This is a genomic window from Flavobacterium nitratireducens (assembly GCF_029625335.1).
Lineage (GTDB): Bacteria > Bacteroidota > Bacteroidia > Flavobacteriales > Flavobacteriaceae > Flavobacterium > Flavobacterium nitratireducens.
The window spans coordinates 2334255-2353335 of record NZ_CP121111.1; the positions used below are offsets into that span (position 1 = coordinate 2334255).

At 32.7% G+C, this 19081-nt stretch carries 19 protein-coding genes and 1 pseudogene; 12 read left to right on the top strand and 8 right to left on the bottom strand.

What is annotated here, in order from left to right:
* Positions 1-192: 192 nt before the first annotated feature.
* Both P5P90_RS10995 and ahcY read right to left on the bottom strand, forming a co-directional pair.
* On the bottom strand, positions 193-2982 hold the full coding sequence (locus P5P90_RS10995) for an outer membrane beta-barrel protein (RefSeq protein WP_278034728.1): 2790 nt from the start codon (positions 2980-2982) through the stop codon (positions 193-195).
* A 178-nt stretch (positions 2983-3160) separates the two neighbouring features.
* Positions 3161-4477, bottom strand: a complete 1317-nt coding sequence (gene ahcY / locus P5P90_RS11000; RefSeq protein WP_278034729.1) for an adenosylhomocysteinase — start codon at positions 4475-4477, stop codon at positions 3161-3163.
* A 325-nt stretch (positions 4478-4802) separates the two neighbouring features.
* Here ahcY and P5P90_RS11005 point away from each other — a divergent pair, with 325 nt between their 5' ends.
* The gene (locus P5P90_RS11005) at positions 4803-5435 is read left to right on the top strand and encodes a 4'-phosphopantetheinyl transferase family protein (RefSeq protein WP_278034730.1); all 633 of its coding nucleotides are present in this window, start codon (positions 4803-4805) and stop codon (positions 5433-5435) included.
* A 1-nt stretch (position 5436) separates the two neighbouring features.
* On the opposite strand, the gene P5P90_RS11010 is transcribed toward P5P90_RS11005, so the two are convergent.
* The 3 genes from P5P90_RS11010 to P5P90_RS11020 all read right to left on the bottom strand — a co-directional run bounded on the left by P5P90_RS11010 (position 5437) and on the right by P5P90_RS11020 (position 6782).
* Positions 5437-5829: a group III truncated hemoglobin gene (locus tag P5P90_RS11010; protein WP_278034731.1), complete on the bottom strand. Its 393-nt coding sequence runs from the start codon at positions 5827-5829 to the stop codon at positions 5437-5439.
* The gene (locus P5P90_RS11015) at positions 5830-6111 is read right to left on the bottom strand and encodes a hypothetical protein (RefSeq protein ID WP_278034732.1); all 282 of its coding nucleotides are present in this window, start codon (positions 6109-6111) and stop codon (positions 5830-5832) included. It lies immediately after the preceding gene.
* Between the two features lie 74 nt (positions 6112-6185).
* A complete protein-coding gene (locus P5P90_RS11020) occupies positions 6186-6782 on the bottom strand; it encodes a Crp/Fnr family transcriptional regulator (protein WP_278034733.1) in 597 nt (198 codons plus the stop codon).
* Between the two features lie 91 nt (positions 6783-6873).
* On the opposite strand from P5P90_RS11020, the gene P5P90_RS11025 reads away from it, so the two are divergent.
* The 5 genes and pseudogenes from P5P90_RS11025 to P5P90_RS11045 all read left to right on the top strand — a co-directional run bounded on the left by P5P90_RS11025 (position 6874) and on the right by P5P90_RS11045 (position 12756).
* The gene (locus tag P5P90_RS11025; protein ID WP_278034734.1) at positions 6874-7599 is read left to right on the top strand and encodes a phosphoglycerol geranylgeranyltransferase; all 726 of its coding nucleotides are present in this window, start codon (positions 6874-6876) and stop codon (positions 7597-7599) included.
* A 38-nt stretch (positions 7600-7637) separates the two neighbouring features.
* Positions 7638-8239 (top strand): annotated as a pseudogene (pnuC, locus tag P5P90_RS11030) (nicotinamide riboside transporter PnuC).
* Positions 8240-8250: 11 nt separating this feature from the next.
* Positions 8251-9849, top strand: coding sequence for a DUF4301 family protein (locus P5P90_RS11035; protein WP_278034735.1), 1599 nt, complete (start codon positions 8251-8253; stop codon positions 9847-9849).
* A 25-nt stretch (positions 9850-9874) separates the two neighbouring features.
* Positions 9875-10276 (top strand): alternative ribosome rescue aminoacyl-tRNA hydrolase ArfB, encoded by a 402-nt coding sequence (gene arfB / locus P5P90_RS11040; protein WP_278034736.1) that lies wholly within the window; start codon positions 9875-9877, stop codon positions 10274-10276.
* 281 nt (positions 10277-10557) lie between these two features.
* Positions 10558-12756, top strand: a complete 2199-nt coding sequence (locus P5P90_RS11045) for a TonB-dependent receptor (RefSeq protein ID WP_278034737.1) — start codon at positions 10558-10560, stop codon at positions 12754-12756.
* Positions 12757-12810: 54 nt separating this feature from the next.
* On the opposite strand, the gene P5P90_RS11050 is transcribed toward P5P90_RS11045, so the two are convergent.
* Positions 12811-13230 carry a Rieske (2Fe-2S) protein gene (locus P5P90_RS11050; protein ID WP_278034738.1) on the bottom strand — a complete coding sequence of 140 codons (420 nt, stop codon included), beginning with the start codon at positions 13228-13230 and terminating at the stop codon, positions 12811-12813.
* A 162-nt stretch (positions 13231-13392) separates the two neighbouring features.
* Here P5P90_RS11050 and greA point away from each other — a divergent pair, with 162 nt between their 5' ends.
* The 4 genes from greA to P5P90_RS11070 all read left to right on the top strand — a co-directional run bounded on the left by greA (position 13393) and on the right by P5P90_RS11070 (position 15557).
* A complete protein-coding gene (gene greA, locus P5P90_RS11055) occupies positions 13393-13869 on the top strand; it encodes a transcription elongation factor GreA (RefSeq protein WP_278034739.1) in 477 nt (158 codons plus the stop codon).
* 63 nt (positions 13870-13932) lie between these two features.
* On the top strand, positions 13933-14322 hold the full coding sequence (locus P5P90_RS11060) for an HIT family protein (RefSeq protein WP_278036516.1): 390 nt from the start codon (positions 13933-13935) through the stop codon (positions 14320-14322).
* A gap of 63 nt (positions 14323-14385) precedes the next feature.
* Positions 14386-14868 (top strand): transglutaminase domain-containing protein, encoded by a 483-nt coding sequence (locus P5P90_RS11065; protein WP_278034740.1) that lies wholly within the window; start codon positions 14386-14388, stop codon positions 14866-14868.
* A 23-nt stretch (positions 14869-14891) separates the two neighbouring features.
* On the top strand, positions 14892-15557 hold the full coding sequence (locus P5P90_RS11070; protein ID WP_278034741.1) for a hypothetical protein: 666 nt from the start codon (positions 14892-14894) through the stop codon (positions 15555-15557).
* Here P5P90_RS11070 and P5P90_RS11075 read toward each other — a convergent pair.
* On the bottom strand, positions 15554-16702 hold the full coding sequence (locus P5P90_RS11075; protein WP_278034742.1) for a sensor histidine kinase: 1149 nt from the start codon (positions 16700-16702) through the stop codon (positions 15554-15556). The genes P5P90_RS11070 and P5P90_RS11075 overlap by 4 nt on opposite strands.
* A gap of 326 nt (positions 16703-17028) precedes the next feature.
* On the opposite strand from P5P90_RS11075, the gene P5P90_RS11080 reads away from it, so the two are divergent.
* Positions 17029-17400: a DUF3127 domain-containing protein gene (locus P5P90_RS11080; RefSeq protein WP_278034743.1), complete on the top strand. Its 372-nt coding sequence runs from the start codon at positions 17029-17031 to the stop codon at positions 17398-17400.
* A 326-nt stretch (positions 17401-17726) separates the two neighbouring features.
* A complete protein-coding gene (aat, locus tag P5P90_RS11085) occupies positions 17727-18362 on the top strand; it encodes a leucyl/phenylalanyl-tRNA--protein transferase (protein ID WP_278034744.1) in 636 nt (211 codons plus the stop codon).
* Here aat and P5P90_RS11090 read toward each other — a convergent pair.
* The gene (locus P5P90_RS11090; RefSeq protein ID WP_278034745.1) at positions 18351-19061 is read right to left on the bottom strand and encodes a HesA/MoeB/ThiF family protein; all 711 of its coding nucleotides are present in this window, start codon (positions 19059-19061) and stop codon (positions 18351-18353) included. The genes aat and P5P90_RS11090 overlap by 12 nt on opposite strands.
* Between the last annotated feature and the right edge of the window lie 20 nt (positions 19062-19081).

Genomic DNA, 19081 nt, shown 5'->3' on the forward strand with positions numbered 1-19081 from the left:
CTTAACCCTGAATTTTAAAAAAACAATGGTTAGATTTACTTTATCGATTCCGCTTTTTCTAATGCGGAATTTGGGATAAAGATGTTTTTGTGTATCGTTATTTCAGGACGGATACCGTTTAATGAAAAATCCCCTTCTTTTATAGAGAAAGGGATTTGTTGTATTATATACTTGAATGATTAAAAAGGAAGGTTAATCCATCCTTCCTCCACCGAAGCCACCAAAACCACCCGGGCGATCCATACCTTCCATGTTCCTGAAATTTCGTCCAGGAGGTCTTTGTGTTCCCGAGAAATTTTGAATTTTATACGTTAAAGAAAACATAGCATAGCGTTTTAATACGGTGTTTTCGTTATCGGTAACTGCAGTTGATGAAATATTTCGCGTAATACTTTGGTTTTGATTTAGAACGTCATAAATTTTGACTTTAGCAACAAAAGTTTTGTTCATTAAACTGTAGGATAAGCTGCTATTCCATAAATAAAAGTCTTGGTTGATAGAATTGTAAGTATATCCAAAATCATTACCCCAAGTCCAGTTAGTTGGCCAGTAACTTGTAGTTTGTAGATTAAGTCTATGAACTACATTTGATCTTGATCTAAGGGTACTGATATCATATTTTGATTCATTGTATGAAAAATTATAAGAAGGAGCAACAGTGAAAAATTCTCCGTAATCATAATTCAAATAAATTCTTGGAGAAAATCCTATTGATTTAGCTCCATAAAGAATGGAGTTTGTGAATCCTTTTTCAAATCTATAATTAACATTTAAAGCAATTCCATAACGTAATAAGTTGGTTTCTTGTTTGATAGATTTGTTCCAGCTACCACCACCAGAAATGGAGTGGTTACCAGATATATTTGTGTAAGTTGTTGTTCTACTATTGTCAGAGTTATAAATGGCTGTGCTTATTACATCATTATAATTGTAATTTCCATTAATGTAAAAGTTGTATCCTGAGCGAGTTCGGAAATCAAAATTTCTATAATTCAAGTTTGCAGTATGGGTTTCGCTAGTTAACAAGTCAGGATTACCAGTAACTGTATTCAAAGTATTGGATACATTTTCTACAGGTAATAATTGACTGGCGGATGGTACCGATTGATTATAATTGTATCTAAATGTTAAATTTTTAGAACGATCTACACTATATCTAATTTGGGTACTTGCACTAGGTAAAATATATTTTTTGCTTAAATCTGTTGCTACTCCTTTATACAATGCATGGTTGTCGTATTGTAAAATGGATGTTGACGAATTGATGTCAAAAGTATATTTGTTTTTTTGAATTCTAAAACCAGCTTTTGGAGCAATACTATTTTGTTTTGAAGACATATAGGTAGTTTGTTCTTGATTAACAGAAGTGTAATTGTCATTACCTATATCATCAAAAGTTTTATTATCATTGATGTTATTTTGGTAGTCATAAGACACTCCAATTCTAAAACGGATAGAATCTGTTACGGGTTCAGTAAATTCAATCTCAGCATTATAGGAATCGCTATTGCTGCTGTTTTTGATATTTTGGTCACGAATAATACTTCTGTTTGTGGTATAGAAATTCGTTTCAGATCCAACAAAGTTATTAGAATCAGCGTTCGAATTGTTGTTGTTGAATGATAAACTTAAATTTCTAGCTTTTTTTTCAAAAGACTTATTGAAATTTATTGCATTACTAAAATTTTTCGATTCATTTTTGTTCATTGTTTTTGAAAACGCATCGTTTGCTAGAGTGTTGTCGGTTAAATTTGTACTCGAGCTGTTTGATTCAGAATTGCTATCGGATATAGATGAATTGAATTTTGGAGCAACAAATAATCGAATAGAGGGTGAAATCTTGTACTCAACTTCTAAGTTAGCTTTGTTGCTAGTGTTTCCGTTGTTAGTGTTCGAATTTGATTTAGTTTCAAAGAAATTTCCATCGGGTCTCAATTCAATAGAGTTTGAGCTGTTCTTGTTTTCAGTATTTGTATCTGAATAATCGTAGCTGGCATTGGTTTGGAAATTTTTAAATATTTCATCGGAGTAATTTAACCCTAACAAGTTTGATGTAGTAATACCATTTGCCTGACTTCTGTTTACAGTTGTTCCACGGTTGTTTCTTCCGCCGCCCATGTTGTCAAAAACTTCATCCTGAGAAAATCCTTGCGCATTAATATTATTAGAAGAGCCTAATAGACTAATTTTTCTATTGTTGTTGAAATGATTTACGATAAAACTAGATTCGTATCGATCATCAGTTCCATAGCCACCCATGAATTTTCCAAAATAACCTTTGTTTTTATCCTCGTCAATGGTTAGGTTAATACTTGAATTGTCTGAAGCAGCTTGGTCTTTAGAATATTCTTCTTTTTTTGTCTTAAAGTCAGATACCTGAACTTTATTGATGATTTCGGCAGGCAGGTTTTTTAAAGCCATCGCTCCATCACGCCCAAAGAAGGGCTTGCCGTTTACTAATACCTGTGTTACTTCTTTACCATTAGCGGTAATTTTTCCATCGCTGTCTACTTCTATTCCAGGTAGTTGTTTTAATAATGTTTCCACATTTGCATCTGGGCGCACCTTGAATAAAGAAGCTTTAAATTCTATTGTGTCGTTTTTAACTCTAATAGGGGGGTCTTCCGCTTTTACAGTTACTTCTTTCAGTGAGTTTACAGTCTCCGATAGGTAGATGTTGCTAAAATCTTTATTAGCAAATACTCCATTTTGTTCTTCTGCAAAAGTATCGAAGCCCATAAAGGTTACCTTTAAGAACACTGGTTTGTCATTTTTTTTAACTGCAAAGCTAAAGTCTCCATTTTTATCGGTTAATGTATACTCTAAAACAGTTGAATCTTTTACCGTTGTAATATATACGGTAGCCGATTCTAATGGAAGTTGGTTGTTGATGTTGAGTACTTTTCCTTTTAAAATGTAGCTTTGAGCTGATGCATTTAAAGAAAACAGCAGTACCAATAGAAAAGATAAATATTTACACATAATAAATAGGTTAAACTTATCGTAAGATGTCATTTAACCAGAAAGGTTTAATTATAAGTGTAAAATTTATATTTATTTTTTTATAAGTATTAAAAAAGTTAGTATAAACTAAAAAACCCTCACATTACTGTAAGGGTTTTGAAAATTATAGTGAGATTGCTTCGTTCCTCGAAATGACCTAGTATCTGTAATATTCTGGTTTGAATGGACCTTCAACTGCAACACCGATATAATCAGCTTGTTCTTGAGAAAGTACTTCCAATTCTACGCTTAATTTTTTAAGGTGTAAAGCAGCCACTTTTTCATCCAAATGTTTAGGTAACATATATACTTCGTTTCCGTAAGCAGCTGAGTTATTCCAAAGTTCGATTTGAGCTAAAGTTTGGTTTGAGAATGAGTTAGACATTACAAATGATGGGTGACCAGTTGCACATCCTAAGTTTACTAAACGACCTTCAGCAAGTATAATGATTTCTTTTCCTTCTACATTGTAAATGTCAACTTGTGGTTTAACTTCAGTTTTAGTAGCACCGTAGTTAGCATTTAACCAAGCCATATCAATTTCGTTATCGAAGTGTCCGATGTTACAAACAATAGCTTTGTCTTTCATTTTTAAGAAGTGTTCCCCTCTTACAATGTTAAAGTTACCAGTTGTAGTGATGATGATATCAGCGTTATCCACTACAGTATCTAAACGTTTTACTTCATAACCGTCCATAGCCGCTTGTAAAGCACAAATTGGGTCGATTTCAGTAACTGTTACGATAGAACCAGCTCCACGGAAAGAAGCAGCAGTTCCTTTTCCTACGTCACCGTATCCACAAACAACAACTCTTTTTCCAGCTAACATAACGTCAGTAGCACGACGTACAGCATCAACAGCCGACTCTTTACATCCGTATTTGTTATCAAATTTAGATTTAGTAACCGAATCATTTACGTTGATTGCAGGCATTACCAAAGTTCCGTTTTTCATTCTTTCGTATAAACGGTGAACTCCTGTAGTAGTTTCTTCAGAAAGTCCTTTTATATCTGCAGTTAATTCTGGGTAACGGTCAAAAACCATATTTGTTAAGTCTCCACCATCATCCAAAATCATGTTCAATGGTTTTCTGTCTTCACCAAAGAATAATGTTTGCTCAATACACCAGTCAAATTCTTCTTCGTTAAGACCTTTCCATGCATAAACCGGAATTCCGGCAGCAGCAATTGCAGCAGCAGCGTGGTCCTGAGTAGAGAAAATGTTACAAGAAGACCAAGTAACTTCAGCTCCTAAAGCAACCAAAGTTTCAATTAACACAGCAGTTTGGATAGTCATGTGTAAACATCCTGCAATACGAGCTCCTTTTAAAGGTTGGCTTGGACCGTACTCTTCACGAATTGCCATTAATCCTGGCATTTCAGCTTCAGCTAATTGAATTTCTTTTCTTCCCCATTCAGCCAAAGCAATGTCTTTAACTTTGTATGGTACATATGGAATTGTTGTAGTACTCATTTATAGTATATTTGTAATTATAAATTTTTTGCAAAATTACATAATAACTTTAGAATTAAACTAATTTATCTAATATTTATGAATTGTTTAAGGTCTTAATAGTTAGAACTTTAGTTTGAGAATATTTTTTAGAAGCTATTCCTGCTGTACGCTGTATCTTTTCCAGGCTAAAGAAGCCTGAAAAAGGATGTCGCTTCCATCAGGGCTAAAAAGAGAGTAGGCAGAAAGCAGAAAGCAGAGAACAGAAAGCAAAAAAAATAAAAGATACTTTTTTAAACATACCTCAAACACCTAGCACTTAACTTATAACCCATAACTCAAAAGAATGCCTTTATTTAAAAAGATAGAATTTAACGCTACTACACAAGTATACATTTGGAAAATAACCGAATCTTTCGAACAATTGTCTCAGGAAGTACAGTTAAATCCAGTATGTCAAGAGCGCATTTTGAATATGAAATCAGAAATGCATCAACGTGGTTTTTTAAGTGTACGTAAATTACTAAATGAAGCGGGCTATACCGATTTTGACTTGTATTATGATGAATTTGGTAAGCCTCATTTACAGGACGGGAAACATATTTCTATAACCCATTCTCACGAATTTTCATCAATTATTGTAAGCGACGAAGTAGTAGGAATAGATATCGAATTGCAACGAGAAAAAATCATCCGTATTGCTGATAAATTTTGTGATGCCGAGTTACAATATTTAAACAAAGAAGCTATTTCAGAATACATTAAAAAATTAACAGTAATCTGGGGAGCCAAAGAAGCTATTTTTAAAATTCAAAACGAAAAAGGAATCAGTTTTAAAGATCATATTGCTGTTAATACTTTCGATTTAAATCAAACCGAAACTATTGCTAATCTTAATTTTTCAGGTTTAAATAAAACATTCAAAATTTACTTTGAAGAAATTGAAAATTTTACGTTAGTGTATGCTTTAGTCAAATAATCTATGCCGATACACTTCGGTTTTTAAACATGTTGAGGTAAAAAAAGCTTCCCATTTTTCGTGCTCTATCTTTTAAAAGACTTGTATTATCTCCTTGATATAATTCATCTAAGGTTTGAAACCAATAATTTAACCAAATACCAAATTCGTTAGCGCTAATTTGACTATTAAAATATTCGTCTACTTTGTTATGAACGGCAATTGGATTGCCTTTGTATTTACGGATGCCGAATAAATTAGTTTCCCAAAAATCAATTAGCTTTTCTAGGTGGGAGTCCCAGTCAGCAATGAGTTCGTTAAAATAAGGACTAATTTCCTCATCAGCCCTTATTTTATCATAGAATTGATGTATTAGAACCGAAATATCAGCTCTGTTTTCAATGTCTTTTTTCATTTATAAATTGTTTATAATGATGAAGAATACGCTTGAAATCATGCTTAACAAAACGGCATTAAAAACAATTTTGTGTTTCATTTGTGCTAAAATAGAGGTGTTAGCAAACATACTAATGAAAACAACAAGAACGAGTTGAATCATTTGTGTTATAGATGTTCCGTTAGCTAATACAGCCATTGCAGCAGCTCCGCCTAAACAGCTTTGTACTAGGATACTTAATGAAGCAGATGCAAAATAATTAGTATCAAATTTTTCGAAGGAGTTGTTGTAAAGTGTCATAATGATTTGTTTTAATAATACAATATTACAACGGCTTGCAGGTCGTATTTTATGACTTAAATCATAAAACGAAATTATCGGTACACTTTTCGGTTAATTATTTTCAAATCGCCTTTTTTCTCCAGTGATTTAATGGCTCTGATTACGGTTTCTACCCGCAATCCGGTTAAATCGGCTATTTGCTGGCGGGTAAAATGAATATGAAAACCGGCCGTTTCTTTCTTGAAATTCAATTGTTTTATCGAATAATCAATTAGTCTTAAAATGCGATGTTCGGGATCCTGTGAGGAAATTTCAGCTGCCATTACCGATTTGTAATACAATCGTTGGGAAAGATTTTTGATGAATTTTAAACTAATATCTGAATGATTTTGCAGCAAATCCAATAATTGGTTTTTGGTAATCACAATCAATTCGGTGTCAGTAACAGCAACCGCATTGGCGGGATAAACTTGTTCAATAAATAAGGGAGGTTCGCCAAAACATTGGTTTTCATAGAAAATTCCCTGAATAAATTCTTTGCCTTCTTCGTTATAATTATTCATTTTTACTTCGCCCGAAATGATTTGGAAATACTGTAAAGCCAGATTTCCTTCTTTGAAAATAAAATCACTGTATTTATAATTTTTTCTAATTCCGCCATATTTTTCGAGTAAAGTAACAGTAATCATAAGGAAGAAATTTTAGTGTTTTTAGCTGTTAACAAAGATAATTGTTTCAAAATGGTTCCGGTACTGTAAAAACTTTTTACTTTTACCTCAGATGAAAAATAATACCATATATCAGGAAATCCTTCAGGCGAAGTTAGTGCGCAAGCAATTATTAGCGATTCTTTTAGATCCTGATAAAATAGTTTGGGAAAGTCTGCCGGAATTGATTTTTAAGATTAATCAATCGCCGGCAACGCATGTTTTTATTGGTGGAAGCCATGTTGGTACTACAATTTTGGATGATTTGATTGTTAGAATTAAAGAAGATTGTACTTTGCCCATTGTTCTTTTTCCAGGTCATCCTTCTCAAATTTCAAAATATGCAGATGGGATTTTGTTTTTAACATTATTGTCAGGCCGAAATCCCGATTATTTAATAACGCATCAGGTAAATGCAGCGCCAATTTTGAAGCAAACTCAATTGGAAATTATTTCCACAGGGTATATTTTGATTGAAAGTGGTACAACAACAGCCGTGGAGCGTGTAAGTAATACTAAACCGATTGATAGGAATAATTTAGATTTGGTTTTGGCAACCGCTTTGGCAGGCGAAATGTTGGGTAATAAACTAATTTATTTGGAAGCCGGTAGTGGCGCACAACAAGCTGTTCCCCAAGAAATGATTGCTGCTGTGGCTCAAAATAGTTCTATTCCACTTATTGTAGGTGGAGGAATTATAGACACACAAGGAATTCAAAATGCCTATGATTCTGGAGCTGATTTAGTAGTGATAGGTACAGCTTTTGAAAGAAATAGTAATTTTTTTAACGAACATTAAATGATTGATTATTTTTTTCTCAATATGCTACTTATCCTATTTCCGAAATTATTCTGGAGTTAGTAGCTGTTTTTTTTGGCTTGGCTAGTGTATGGTTTGCAAAAAAAGACAATGTATTGGTTTTTCCAACAGGATTAGTAAGTACTTTTATTTATGCTTATTTACTTTGGAAGTGGAATTTATTAGGCGATTCGATGATTAATGGCTATTATTTCATCATGAGTATTTATGGTTGGTACCATTGGACTCGAAAAAAAGCAATGAGGTCGAGTTTCCTATTTCGGTAATGACAAAAAAAGAAGGCAGTATTGCAGCGGTTTTATTTGTGTTGACACTTGTATTTGTCTATCTGGTTTATCAATATTTTGATAAGTTTGTTAATTGGTATAATTATGTAGATACGTTCTTAACAGCACTTTTTTTTGTTGGGATGTGGTTAATGGCAAGAAGGAAAGTCGAAAATTGGATTTTTTGGATTGTAGGAGATTTCATTTCTATACCTTTGTATTTTTGTAAGGGATATACATTTACAAGTTTGCAGTATTTCATTTTTACAATTTTGGCTGTACTAGCTTATTTTGAATGGAAAGAAATATGGAAAGTTCAAAAAATGCAATCTGAAAATACAGTTGTAACTTAATAAAAGAGTTAGTGGTAGAAAATTCAAAATCAATTGAAGATTTATATAATAGTAAAAGTATGGGTTTGTCTGAACAAGATTTGGAACAAATGAACCAACACGGTGTTTCATTAGATGTTGTAAAAAAGCAATTAGCAATCTTTAAAAAAGGAATTGCTAAGATGGAATTAGTAGAAGCGGCAACAATAGGGAATGGCATTTTAAAATTCACTACGGATGAGTTTATAGACAAAGCTAATTTCTTTGATGAGCACAAGTCGAATTTTAAACTATTAAAATTTGTTCCTGCTTCGGGCGCAGCCACAAGAATGTTTAAGTTTTTGACTGTTTTTGTCGCTGATTTTAATATTGAAAAAGAGTCTATTAATGCCTATATTAATAGGAAAAAGGATAGTAAACTACCTGTTTTTATAGTGGGAATGGAGAAATTGCCTTTTTTTGAAATGATTTATCAAAAATTAAAGTCTGAAATTGCCAATTTTGACAACCTTTCTAGGGATTACAAAAATTATTATTTCATCAAATTCATGTTGGATTCGAAGTATTTTGATTTTGCTTCTAAACCAAAAGGGATTTTGCCTTTCCATAAATATGCTACTAGAATTGCTACTCCAATAGAAGAACATTTGTATGAATGTGGGTATTATTCTAGTTCTAAGGGGAAATCATATTTGCATTTTACGGTGACAGAATCACATCAGGAAGAATTTGAAAAAATTATAAATGATGTTAAAGCTAATGTTGAAAAAGAGACCCAAACTACTATTGAAGTAAGCTATTCCTATCAAGATAAAAGCACCGATACCATTGCGGTAACCATGAATAATAAGCTTTTTAGAACTGAGGAAGGTAAATTACTTTTTAGACCTGGAGGACATGGTGCGTTGATAGATAATTTAAATCAATTGGATGCCGATATTATTTTTATCAAAAATATTGATAATGTAATTCTTCATAATAACGAAACCATTGCTCTTTATAAAAAAGCGCTAGCAGGAGTATTGTTAGAATTACAACAAGAAATTTTTGCCTGTTTGAATCTAATGGATTATTCTAATGTTGCCGATTCACAAATAGAGAAAATCAAAACTTTCTTGAAATCAAAACTAAATGTAAATGTAAAATCAGATTTTGATTTGTACACTTTTGAAAATAAAATCAAGGTATTACGTGGTATTTTAGACCGTCCAATACGTGTTTGCGGAATGGTTAAAAACGAAGGCGAACCTGGAGGTGGTCCTTTTTGGGTAAAAAATGGTCAAAAAGGAATTTCATTGCAAATTGTAGAATCTTCGCAAGTGGATTTATCCGATAAAAAACAAGCTAAAATAATGGAAAATGCTACGCATTTTAATCCAGTAGATTTAGTTTGTGCTACTAAAAATTATAAAAACGAGAAGTTTGATTTGCACCAATTTGTAGATGAAAACACCGGTTTTATTGTCGAAAAAAATCATCAAGGCAAAGATATTAAAGGCTACGAATTACCTGGATTGTGGAATGGAGCAATGGCTAATTGGTTGACCGTTTTTGTTGAAGTACCTTTGATTACTTTTAATCCTGTAAAAACAGTCAACGATTTATTGAAAGAAGCACATCAGTCCTTGTAGTCATACTGAAACAAGTTCAGCATCAATGGAGATCCCAAAAATCATAACGGAATTACAATACAAAGCGGTTAGAAGTAGCGGTGCAGGAGGACAAAATGTAAATAAGGTTTCGTCTAAGGTGGTTTTGTCTTTTGATTTGAAAAATTCTCAGGCTTTGTCCGATGAGGAAAAATTGTTGATAGAAACAAATTTAGCGTCAAGATTAACTGCTGATTTGGTTTTGATACTTCAATGTGATGAAGACCGAAGCCAACTTAAAAACAAAGAAATAGTTACGAAACGTTTTTTGGAACTGATTAAAAAAGGGCTCCATGTTCCTAAAATCAGAAAGGCTACAAAAGTCCGAAAATCGGTGATTAAAAAACGAATTAAGGATAAAAAGAATCTTTCGGATTTAAAAAAATCAAGAAGAAAACCGGATTTTTAGTATCAAGAATTGGAGAATTAAGTATTAAGATATTTGGGATTATCTAAAAATCATAATACTTGATGCTTTTATTTTAATTCTTTTCTATCTTTGCACCGTCTCAAAGGGGTGCTCTAAATAACGAGCTGAGATCATACCCAATGAACCTGAGCAAGTAATGTTGCTAAGGGAAATTAAGATAAATTGATGGTGAAAGCCATTAGTATATGAGTTAAATAAATCATTTTATAACAGTAACAAAAGAATAATTCCCCCTTTTATTCGTAAAAAAACAATTACGGATGAACGTTAATTTTTTTAGCCGCAAAGGCACAAAGACACTAAGTTCTACTTTCTTGATGTCTTTAATCTTTTCTCTATTTTCTTTTTTCTCCTTTTCACAAGTAAAAGACACCACAAAAGTTAATCAATTAGATGTCGTTTTAGTATCTGCGGTTCGTGTTACAACTAAAACACCGGTTAGTTTTAGTAATTTGGACAAAAAGGATATTGCTCCACGCAATTTAGGTCAGGATATTCCTGTTTTGATGAACTATATGCCTTCGGTAGTGACAACTTCAGATGCCGGAAATGGTTTTGGTTATACAGGTATTCGTGTGCGCGGTAGCGATGCAACTCGTGTGAATGTGACTATTAATGGAATTCCTTATAACGATTCTGAAAGTCATGGAACTTATTGGGTAAACATGCCTGATTTTGCTTCTTCTTTGCAGAGTTTACAATTACAACGTGGAGTTGGAACTTCAACGAATGGTTCAGGAGCTTTTGGAGCTAGTTTGAACATGTTAACGGATTCCTATTCGAAAAAAAGCAGTGGCGAAATTTCTAACTCTTTTGGAAGTTTTAATTCACATAAGCACACTGTGAAATTCAGCACCGGATTAATGAATAATCATTTTGAAATAGCCGGTCGTTTATCAACTTTAAAATCAGATGGATATGTGGATAGAGCGAGTTCGGACTTGAAATCCTATTTCTTACAAGGAACTTATGTGGGTAAAACTACTTTGATAAAAGCTTTGGTTTTTGGTGGAAAAGAAAGAACCTATCAATCCTGGAACGGAATCGATGCGGTTACGATGGCTTCTAATAGAAAGTACAACTCTGTAGGTGAAATATTTGATAATTCAGGGAATTTTGAAGGGTTTTATAAAAATCAGGTAGATAATTACAATCAGGATCACGCACAATTGCATTGGAATGAAAAAGTTTCAGATAAGTGGAATACCAATTTAGCTTTTCATTATACCAAAGGTAATGGCTATTATGAAGAATATGTAGACGATTGGAAATATACCAATTTGTATTATGCTGATGATGCTCAATATTCGTTTTTAGGTTTAAATCCAATTGTGGTAGATGGACAAACCATATCTTCAACTGATTATACCAGAAGGAAATGGTTGGATAATGATTTTTATGGAGCTACTTTTTCGGCTAATTATCAGGATGAAGTCCTTAATGTGATTTTAGGTGGAGGAGCCAATCGTTATGAAGGAGCTCATTTTACAGAACTTTTATGGTTACAATATCCTTCGGATAGTCAAATAGGAGTGCCAATGAATTATAACATGGCGACAAAAAATGATGTAAATGTTTTTGCTAAAATCAATTACCAACTTTGTACAAATGTGAACTTTTTTGCTGATGCGCAATTAAGAAATGTACATTATAAAGCCAACAGCCCAGAAACAGGGTTGGTTAATGATAACTTTAATTTCTTTAATCCTAAAGCTGGTTTGACTTATACGGTTGATAATGCAAATGCTGTTTATTTTTCGTATGCCAGAGCTAATCGTGAGCCTAACCGCACCGATTATGAAGGAGGAAGTGTAAAGCCAGAAAGCTTAAATGATTTTGAACTAGGATGGCGTTTTGTAGCACCAAATACGCAAATCAATCTTAACGGATTTTATATGCTTTACAAGGACCAATTGGTTTTAACGGGGGAATTGGATGATGTAGGTAATCCAATACGAACAAATGTAGGTAAAAGCTATCGTTTAGGTTTAGAAGCTGAGGCTAAAATTCAGTTGTCTAAGAAATGGTTAATCAGTCCAAATTTTACTTTAAGTGATAATAAAAATATCGATTTTGTATTGGAAGACGGAACTGATTTAGTTGATTTAGGAAATACAACTATTGCTTTTTCTCCAAAGTTTATTGCTGCGAATAGTGTGGTGTTTTCTCCAATTGCCAATTTGCAATTGAATTTATTATCAAAATTTGTCGGAAGTCAGTATATGAATAATATTGATGATGCTCAGGGTAAATTGAAAGATTATTTCGTGAACGATTTTAATGCTACTTATACCATTTTCCCTAAATCTGTTTTCCAATCAGTTACTATTAGTGTTTTGGCTAATAATTTTGCTAACAGAAGCTATGTTTCTAATGGTGCTGATTATGGAGGAGGTTATGTGTATTATTATCCTCAAGCGGGAGCTAATTTCTTAGCAGGATTGACTTTGAAGTTTTAATTTGTAGTTTCTATTTAAAAAGCCTGAAAATTTAATACTTTCAGGCTTTTTGTTTTAATTGTACACTCTAACTATATTTCCAATTTTCTCAGCGCGGTATTGTTTTAAAGGATATTGTAATTTGCCTTGTCCTGTAAACATACTGTATTCTTCATTGTCACATGGACAAAGTAGATTTATTCCTTTTATAGTTAATGTAGAACAACTACTCAATGCCTGATTAGGGCAAGCAGCATCAAAAGCATTATAGCTTGACCCAGTATAAAACACATAAATGCCTTTAGGTCCTACTTCTGGTCCTGAATAGTAAATAGCGTTACTAGCATAATTAAGTTTTGAATAAGCTGGATAATTTAAATCGAAAGTTATCGAAAAATTATAGTTAGGGATATAAGGATTATTGTTCTTAAATCCATTATCTGAACAAGAAAAAAATAAAAGAACGACTAATGAAATGCTGAGGATTTTTTTCATGTTTATATTTTGTGAAAGTATTAGTGAAACAAATTTAATTTATTTACTTTTGAAATGTTATAAGCTTAACAGATAATTATAGACTATTAAAAATTATACTATATTTGTAGCAAGAAATCCCGTTGCGATGGGATTTTTTGTATTTATATAAACGACGAAATTATGAGTAACGTATCTTATTATACTGCAGAAGGATTAAAAAAGTTAAAGGAAGAATTAGAGTATTTAAAAGCGGTGATGCGTCCTAAAGCATCTCAAGATATAGCCGAAGCTCGTGATAAAGGGGATTTGTCTGAGAATGCTGAGTATGATGCAGCTAAAGAAGCTCAAGGTTTGTTAGAAATGAAAATTTCTAAATTGGAGGAGTTATATGCTAATGCAAGATTAATTGATGAATCACAATTAGACCTTTCTAAAGTGTTGGTTTTATCTAGTGTTAAGATAAAAAACCAAGCTAATGGAATGGAAATGAAATATACTTTGGTAGCCGAAAGTGAAGCCGATTTAAAAACAGGTAAAATTTCGGTAACTTCTCCAATTGGAAAAGGATTACTAGGAAAATCAGTAGGTGAAGTAGCCGAAATAACAGTTCCTAACGGAAAATTGAAATTCGAAATTTTAGAAATCACAAGAGAGTAGTTTTTAAATTTATATTTGTTTTTTTGTTTAATCGGATAAACGAATAACCAAATAACCCAATTAATAATGAGTATATTCACCAAAATAGTAAAAGGAGAAATTCCATGTTATAAGATAGCTGAAGATGAAAATTACTTTGCTTTCTTGGATATTAATCCTAATGCAAAAGGGCATACTTTATGTATTCCTAAATTTGAAGTCGATAAGATTTTTGATATGGACGAAGCTCATTTTTTAGGGCTAATGCATTTTTCTAGAAAAGTTGCCAAAGCAATCGAAAAAACGGTTCCTTGTAATCGAATTGCTATTTCGGTTATAGGATTAGAAGTGCCACACGCTCATGTGCATTTGATTCCTTTGAACACTATGGAAGACATTCGATTTCAGAAAAAAGTAACTTTGTCTAAAGAGGAATTTGAAAGTTTAGCTCAGGAAATTAGCGCTAATTTATAATACAATTTATCACTATAAACGACACGAATTTATTCGTGTTTTTTTTCACCCAAAAATGATGATATGAGAAAATTTGTATCTTTTGTTTTTTTGTTAGTATCGGTTTTAAATACGGCCCAAACAAAATTACCTTACTTAGATATCGATACTAAAATTTCCAAGATTCCTGTTGAATTGAGTAAATCAACCACTGGAATAGCTCAATTTATCAATGATCATTTTAAATCGGATAACGAAAAAATTAGAGCCGTTTTTTATTGGACAGCTACTAATATTAGTTACGATGTGGCGAATATGAATAATCCTAATCAATTTCAGACTTCGCAAGAAAAAATTGAAAATACCTTGAATACTAAAAAAGGAGTTTGTATTCATTATGCCGAAGTTTTTAATGATATTGCTCGAAAAGTGGGGATTCAATCTGAAATTATTTATGGTTATACCAAACAGCATGGAAAAATCGACCAATTATCTCATGCTTGGAGCGCCGCCAAAATTGATAATAAATGGTTTGTTTTTGATCCAACATGGGGTTCTGGGGGGTGAATAATGGAAAGTTTGTTAAAAAATTGAACAATGTTTACTTCAAAGTAGAACCTTCAAAAATGATTGTTTCGCATATGCCCTTTGATTATATGTGGCAATTTTTGAATTATCCAGTTTCTCATGACGCATTTTATGAAGGCAAAACACAATTGGATAAGGCCCAAAAATATTTTGATTTTGAGAAAGAAATCACGTTGTATTCTAAATTAAAGCAGAAAGATCAATTGTTTGAAACAGCTAAAAGAGTAGAGAAGTTAGGATTAAAAAACAGCTTGATTTCTTCCTATTATCAAAATAAAAAAGAGCATTGGAGTGGCTTAATGCAAAATGAAAATGTAGATAAAATGGATGCAATTGTTGCCGAATTAAATGAGGCAGTGTTACAGCTAAATGATTTTATTATGTACAGAAATAAAAAATTCAAGCCAACATTTCCAGATGAAAAGGTTGCTAAGATGATACAGATACCAAGAGAGAAATTACAAAAATGTCAAAATGATGTTTTTAAAATTGTAATGGTGGATAGTCAAAATTTGTCTAATTTAAGTTCCTTAAAAAAGTCAATTGCGCAAGCTCTGGTTCAAGCCGATGAACACGCTTTGTTCGTAAAAGAGTATTTGAATGCTTCTAAAATTAAACGAAAGACGATGTTTTCTAAAGTGAGCTGGTTTGGAGTTCCTTTAAATTAGTACAATTTATTCAAACTAATTTGCATTGTAGTTCCTTTTCCTATTTCGGATTGTAAAACTTTGATATTTCCTTTGTGGTATTCTTTTACAATACGTTTAGTTAAAGAAAGACCTAATCCCCAACCTCTTTTTTTAGTGGTAAATCCAGGTTCGAAAATGGTGCTGAACTGATTTTTAGGAATACCACTTCCGGTATCCGTTACATTAATTTTAACCATATCAGAATCTTCGTGAATACTCACCACAATTTTACCCTTGCCTTTCATGGCATCAATAGCGTTTTTAATAAGATTTTCAATCGTCCAGCTGTGTAATGTTGGATTTAAAAGGGTGTAAATTTCCGATTTGGGACTTTCAAAAGAAAATTCAATTTGTTTAGAAAATCGCGATTGCAGGTAGTTGTAGGTTTGAAATGTGGTCTCAACAATGTCGCATTTTTCTAATACAGGTTCCGAGCCAATTTTAGAAAAACGATCGGTAATAGTTTGAAGTCGGTTGATATCTTTCTCAATTTCCGAAGTGGTCGCAGGATCAATATCCTCTGTTTTTAAAATCTCCACCCAGCCTATTAAAGAAGAGAGCGGAGTTCCTATTTGATGCGCCGTTTCTTTAGCCATACCAGCCCAAAGTTTATTTTGAGTAGCAATTTTGGTACTTCGATAAAAATAATAAATCAGTGCCGAAAAGAGGAAAATAATTAGTAACAAGGCGATAGGATAATATTTTAATTTATTCAATAAAGCCGAGTTGCCATAATACCATTTTTGGAACTTATGAGGGGCATATTCAATGATTATGGGCTCGTTTTCTTTTTTTAATTCGGCTAAAAATTGTGTTGCTTTTTCTTTGTCATTAATGATGCTTTCGTCAATATTAATAGTGTTAATAATACTATCGTTTTCGGTAAGAATTACGGGAATTGAGGTGTTGTTTTTAAAAATTTGAAGCGGCAGTTCTACATCAGTATTTTCGTCGGCATTTATAAGTGTTTTTTGGGCTTTCGCCAAAAGATTCATTTTAAGACGTTCTTCATTTTTAAAAATCTGAAAAAAGGTATAGGTATTCCATAGTATTAATGAAATGATAAGAAATGAAGCAAAAATAAGTATCCATCTTCCGGTACTTCTTTTATCAGAAAACTGCATAAATAATTTTTTGAGCTATAAATATAACGAAATATACTAAGGATTGTTTTAGTTTCACTTCAAAGTTTTTCATGTTCAACAAGAAGGAGTAAGGAATAATTCAACTTCAGGATTCCCTTGTTTGCCAGCTATTTAAAAATAAAATTGAAATTGTAAAACAATCTTTATTATCAGATAGAAGAAGTTGTTATATTTGTATATCAAATGTTTTTTAGTTTCGGTTTTCCATTCGATTGATTTTGAGATATTCATACAAAATGAAAGACTTGGTCTGGCATAAAAACACTTTTGATAAATAATAATATATAACAGTTAAAATAGCGAAGATGGAAGTTACAGGGAAAATTAAAGTTGTTAATCCAGAACAACAAGTTAGTGCCTCATTTAGAAAAAGAGAAGTAGTTGTAACTACAGAGGAACAATATCCTCAACATATATTGATTGAATTTACACAAGATAAATGTGATTTATTGAGTAATTACAATATTGGTGAAGCCGTAAAAGTATCTATTAATTTAAGAGGTAGAGAATGGGTTAATCCACAAGGAGAAACAAGATACTTTAACAGTATTCAAGGATGGAGAATTGAAAGACTAGCTACTGAAGCTCCAGCTGCTGCTGCTCCTATGCCAGCTGCGCCAGCTTTTGCTCCTGCAACTAATTTAAACGAAGACGAACCAGACGATTTACCATTCTAAAATTTAAATTCTAAATTTTTAAAATTCCAAATTCCAATTAGCTCTTTATTAATTGGAATTTGGAATTTCTTTTTTGGAACTTTTATTGATTTTTGAATTGTCATTGAATTGGATATTAGGACTGTCCGCTATGCGGACTAAATAAAAAATAGGCCACAGACCTGTCTGCCGACAGGCAGTTGACACTGATTGAACAGATAAAAACGGATTTTTAAAGCTCTTTGTGAATCACAATCTGCGATAATCTGTTCAATCCGTTTCATCTGTGTGCCATTCTCAATGATTGATATAAGAAACGGATAGTCATATTGGAAATTGATTGAATCATGTTTTATCTTACCGAAGATTTATTTTTCCCGCCCGTTCATTTAGCCCATTCTTCCGGAATTATTGGCTTAGGTGGTGATTTGTCTCCAGAAAGGCTTCAGTTAGCGTATCAAAGCGGAATTTTTCCTTGGTTCGAAGACGGAGAACCTATTACTTGGTGGTCTCCTAATCCTAGGATGGTGCTGTTTTTAGACGAATTGGTCGTTTCTAAAAGCATGCGAAATATTCGCAATAGAAAGATTTTTAAAGTTACGTTCAATAAGGATTTTCGAGCTGTAATTTCCAATTGTCAAATTATCAAAAGAGAAGGACAAAACGGCACCTGGATTACCGATGATATGATTGAGGCTTATTGTAAATTGCATGATTTAGGGATAGCCAAATCAGTTGAGGTGTGGCAGGATGATGAATTAGTTGGCGGACTTTATGGTGTTGATTTGGGTCATGTTTTTTGTGGCGAAAGTATGTTTTCTAAGGTTTCCAATGCTTCTAAAGTTGCCTTTATAGCTCTAGTCGAAAAACTAAAAAAAGAGCATTACAAACTGCTCGATTGTCAGGTGTACAATTCGCATTTAGAAAGTTTAGGTTGTCGCGAAATTAGTAGGGATGATTTTATGTCGATTTTAAAAAGTTAATTTGGTAAAACTCCAATCTAGGGTTTTGAATAAGACCAATTGGTTTTGTAAACTCGGTAATCCAATAATCAATTTTAAAGTTTCATGCGCCATCATTGTTCCAATCATACCAGGTAAAGTACCCAAAACTCCATTAAAACTGCAATTAGGAACATCTTTTGGATTGGGTGGTTCCGGAAATAAGTCCCGTAGGTTTTTACTTCCCTGATGGTTAAAAACAGCAATTTGACCTTCAAAGCCTAAAATGCTTCCATAAACCAACGTTTTGTTTAAGGCTACACAGGTATCATTCACTAAATAACGTGTTTTAAAATTATCCGAACCATCCACTACAATATCAAATTCAGCTATAATTTTTGCAGCGTTTTCAAGAGTTAGTTTTTCTTCAAAAGCCAGAACCTTAATCAATGGATTTAGTTTTTCAACGGTTGTTTTCGCTGTTGAAGCTTTGGCTAATCCAACTTGTTTTTCGGTATATAAAATTTGGCGGTGAAGATTATGAATTTCGATAGTGTCAAAATCTACAATGCCAATGGTTCCAACACCTGCAGGAGCAATGTATTGCAAAATGGGGCATCCTAAACCGCCGGCACCAATAACAAGTACTTTGGCACTTTTTAATTTTTCTTGTCCTTCTTCTCCTATTTCAGGTAAAATTACCTGTCGATTGTATCTTAAAAAATCTTGTATAACGCTCATTACATCTGCAATCTAAAATC

Coding starts and splice junctions, on each gene's coding strand:
- P5P90_RS11025 (WP_278034734.1), top strand. CDS start 6,874: ATGAAAAATAATACCATATATCAGGAAATCCTTCAGGCGAAGTTAGTG.
- P5P90_RS11010 (WP_278034731.1), bottom strand. CDS start 5,829: ATGAAAAAAGACATTGAAAACAGAGCTGATATTTCGGTTCTAATACAT.
- P5P90_RS11015 (WP_278034732.1), bottom strand. CDS start 6,111: ATGACACTTTACAACAACTCCTTCGAAAAATTTGATACTAATTATTTT.
- P5P90_RS11045 (WP_278034737.1), top strand. CDS start 10,558: ATGAACGTTAATTTTTTTAGCCGCAAAGGCACAAAGACACTAAGTTCT.
- P5P90_RS11065 (WP_278034740.1), top strand. CDS start 14,386: ATGAGAAAATTTGTATCTTTTGTTTTTTTGTTAGTATCGGTTTTAAAT.
- P5P90_RS11020 (WP_278034733.1), bottom strand. CDS start 6,782: ATGATTACTGTTACTTTACTCGAAAAATATGGCGGAATTAGAAAAAAT.
- P5P90_RS11005 (WP_278034730.1), top strand. CDS start 4,803: ATGCCTTTATTTAAAAAGATAGAATTTAACGCTACTACACAAGTATAC.
- P5P90_RS11090 (WP_278034745.1), bottom strand. CDS start 19,061: ATGAGCGTTATACAAGATTTTTTAAGATACAATCGACAGGTAATTTTA.
- arfB (WP_278034736.1), top strand. CDS start 9,875: ATGGAGATCCCAAAAATCATAACGGAATTACAATACAAAGCGGTTAGA.
- aat (WP_278034744.1), top strand. CDS start 17,727: ATGTTTTATCTTACCGAAGATTTATTTTTCCCGCCCGTTCATTTAGCC.
- P5P90_RS11050 (WP_278034738.1), bottom strand. CDS start 13,230: ATGAAAAAAATCCTCAGCATTTCATTAGTCGTTCTTTTATTTTTTTCT.
- greA (WP_278034739.1), top strand. CDS start 13,393: ATGAGTAACGTATCTTATTATACTGCAGAAGGATTAAAAAAGTTAAAG.
- P5P90_RS10995 (WP_278034728.1), bottom strand. CDS start 2,982: ATGTGTAAATATTTATCTTTTCTATTGGTACTGCTGTTTTCTTTAAAT.
- P5P90_RS11080 (WP_278034743.1), top strand. CDS start 17,029: ATGGAAGTTACAGGGAAAATTAAAGTTGTTAATCCAGAACAACAAGTT.
- P5P90_RS11075 (WP_278034742.1), bottom strand. CDS start 16,702: ATGCAGTTTTCTGATAAAAGAAGTACCGGAAGATGGATACTTATTTTT.
- ahcY (WP_278034729.1), bottom strand. CDS start 4,477: ATGAGTACTACAACAATTCCATATGTACCATACAAAGTTAAAGACATT.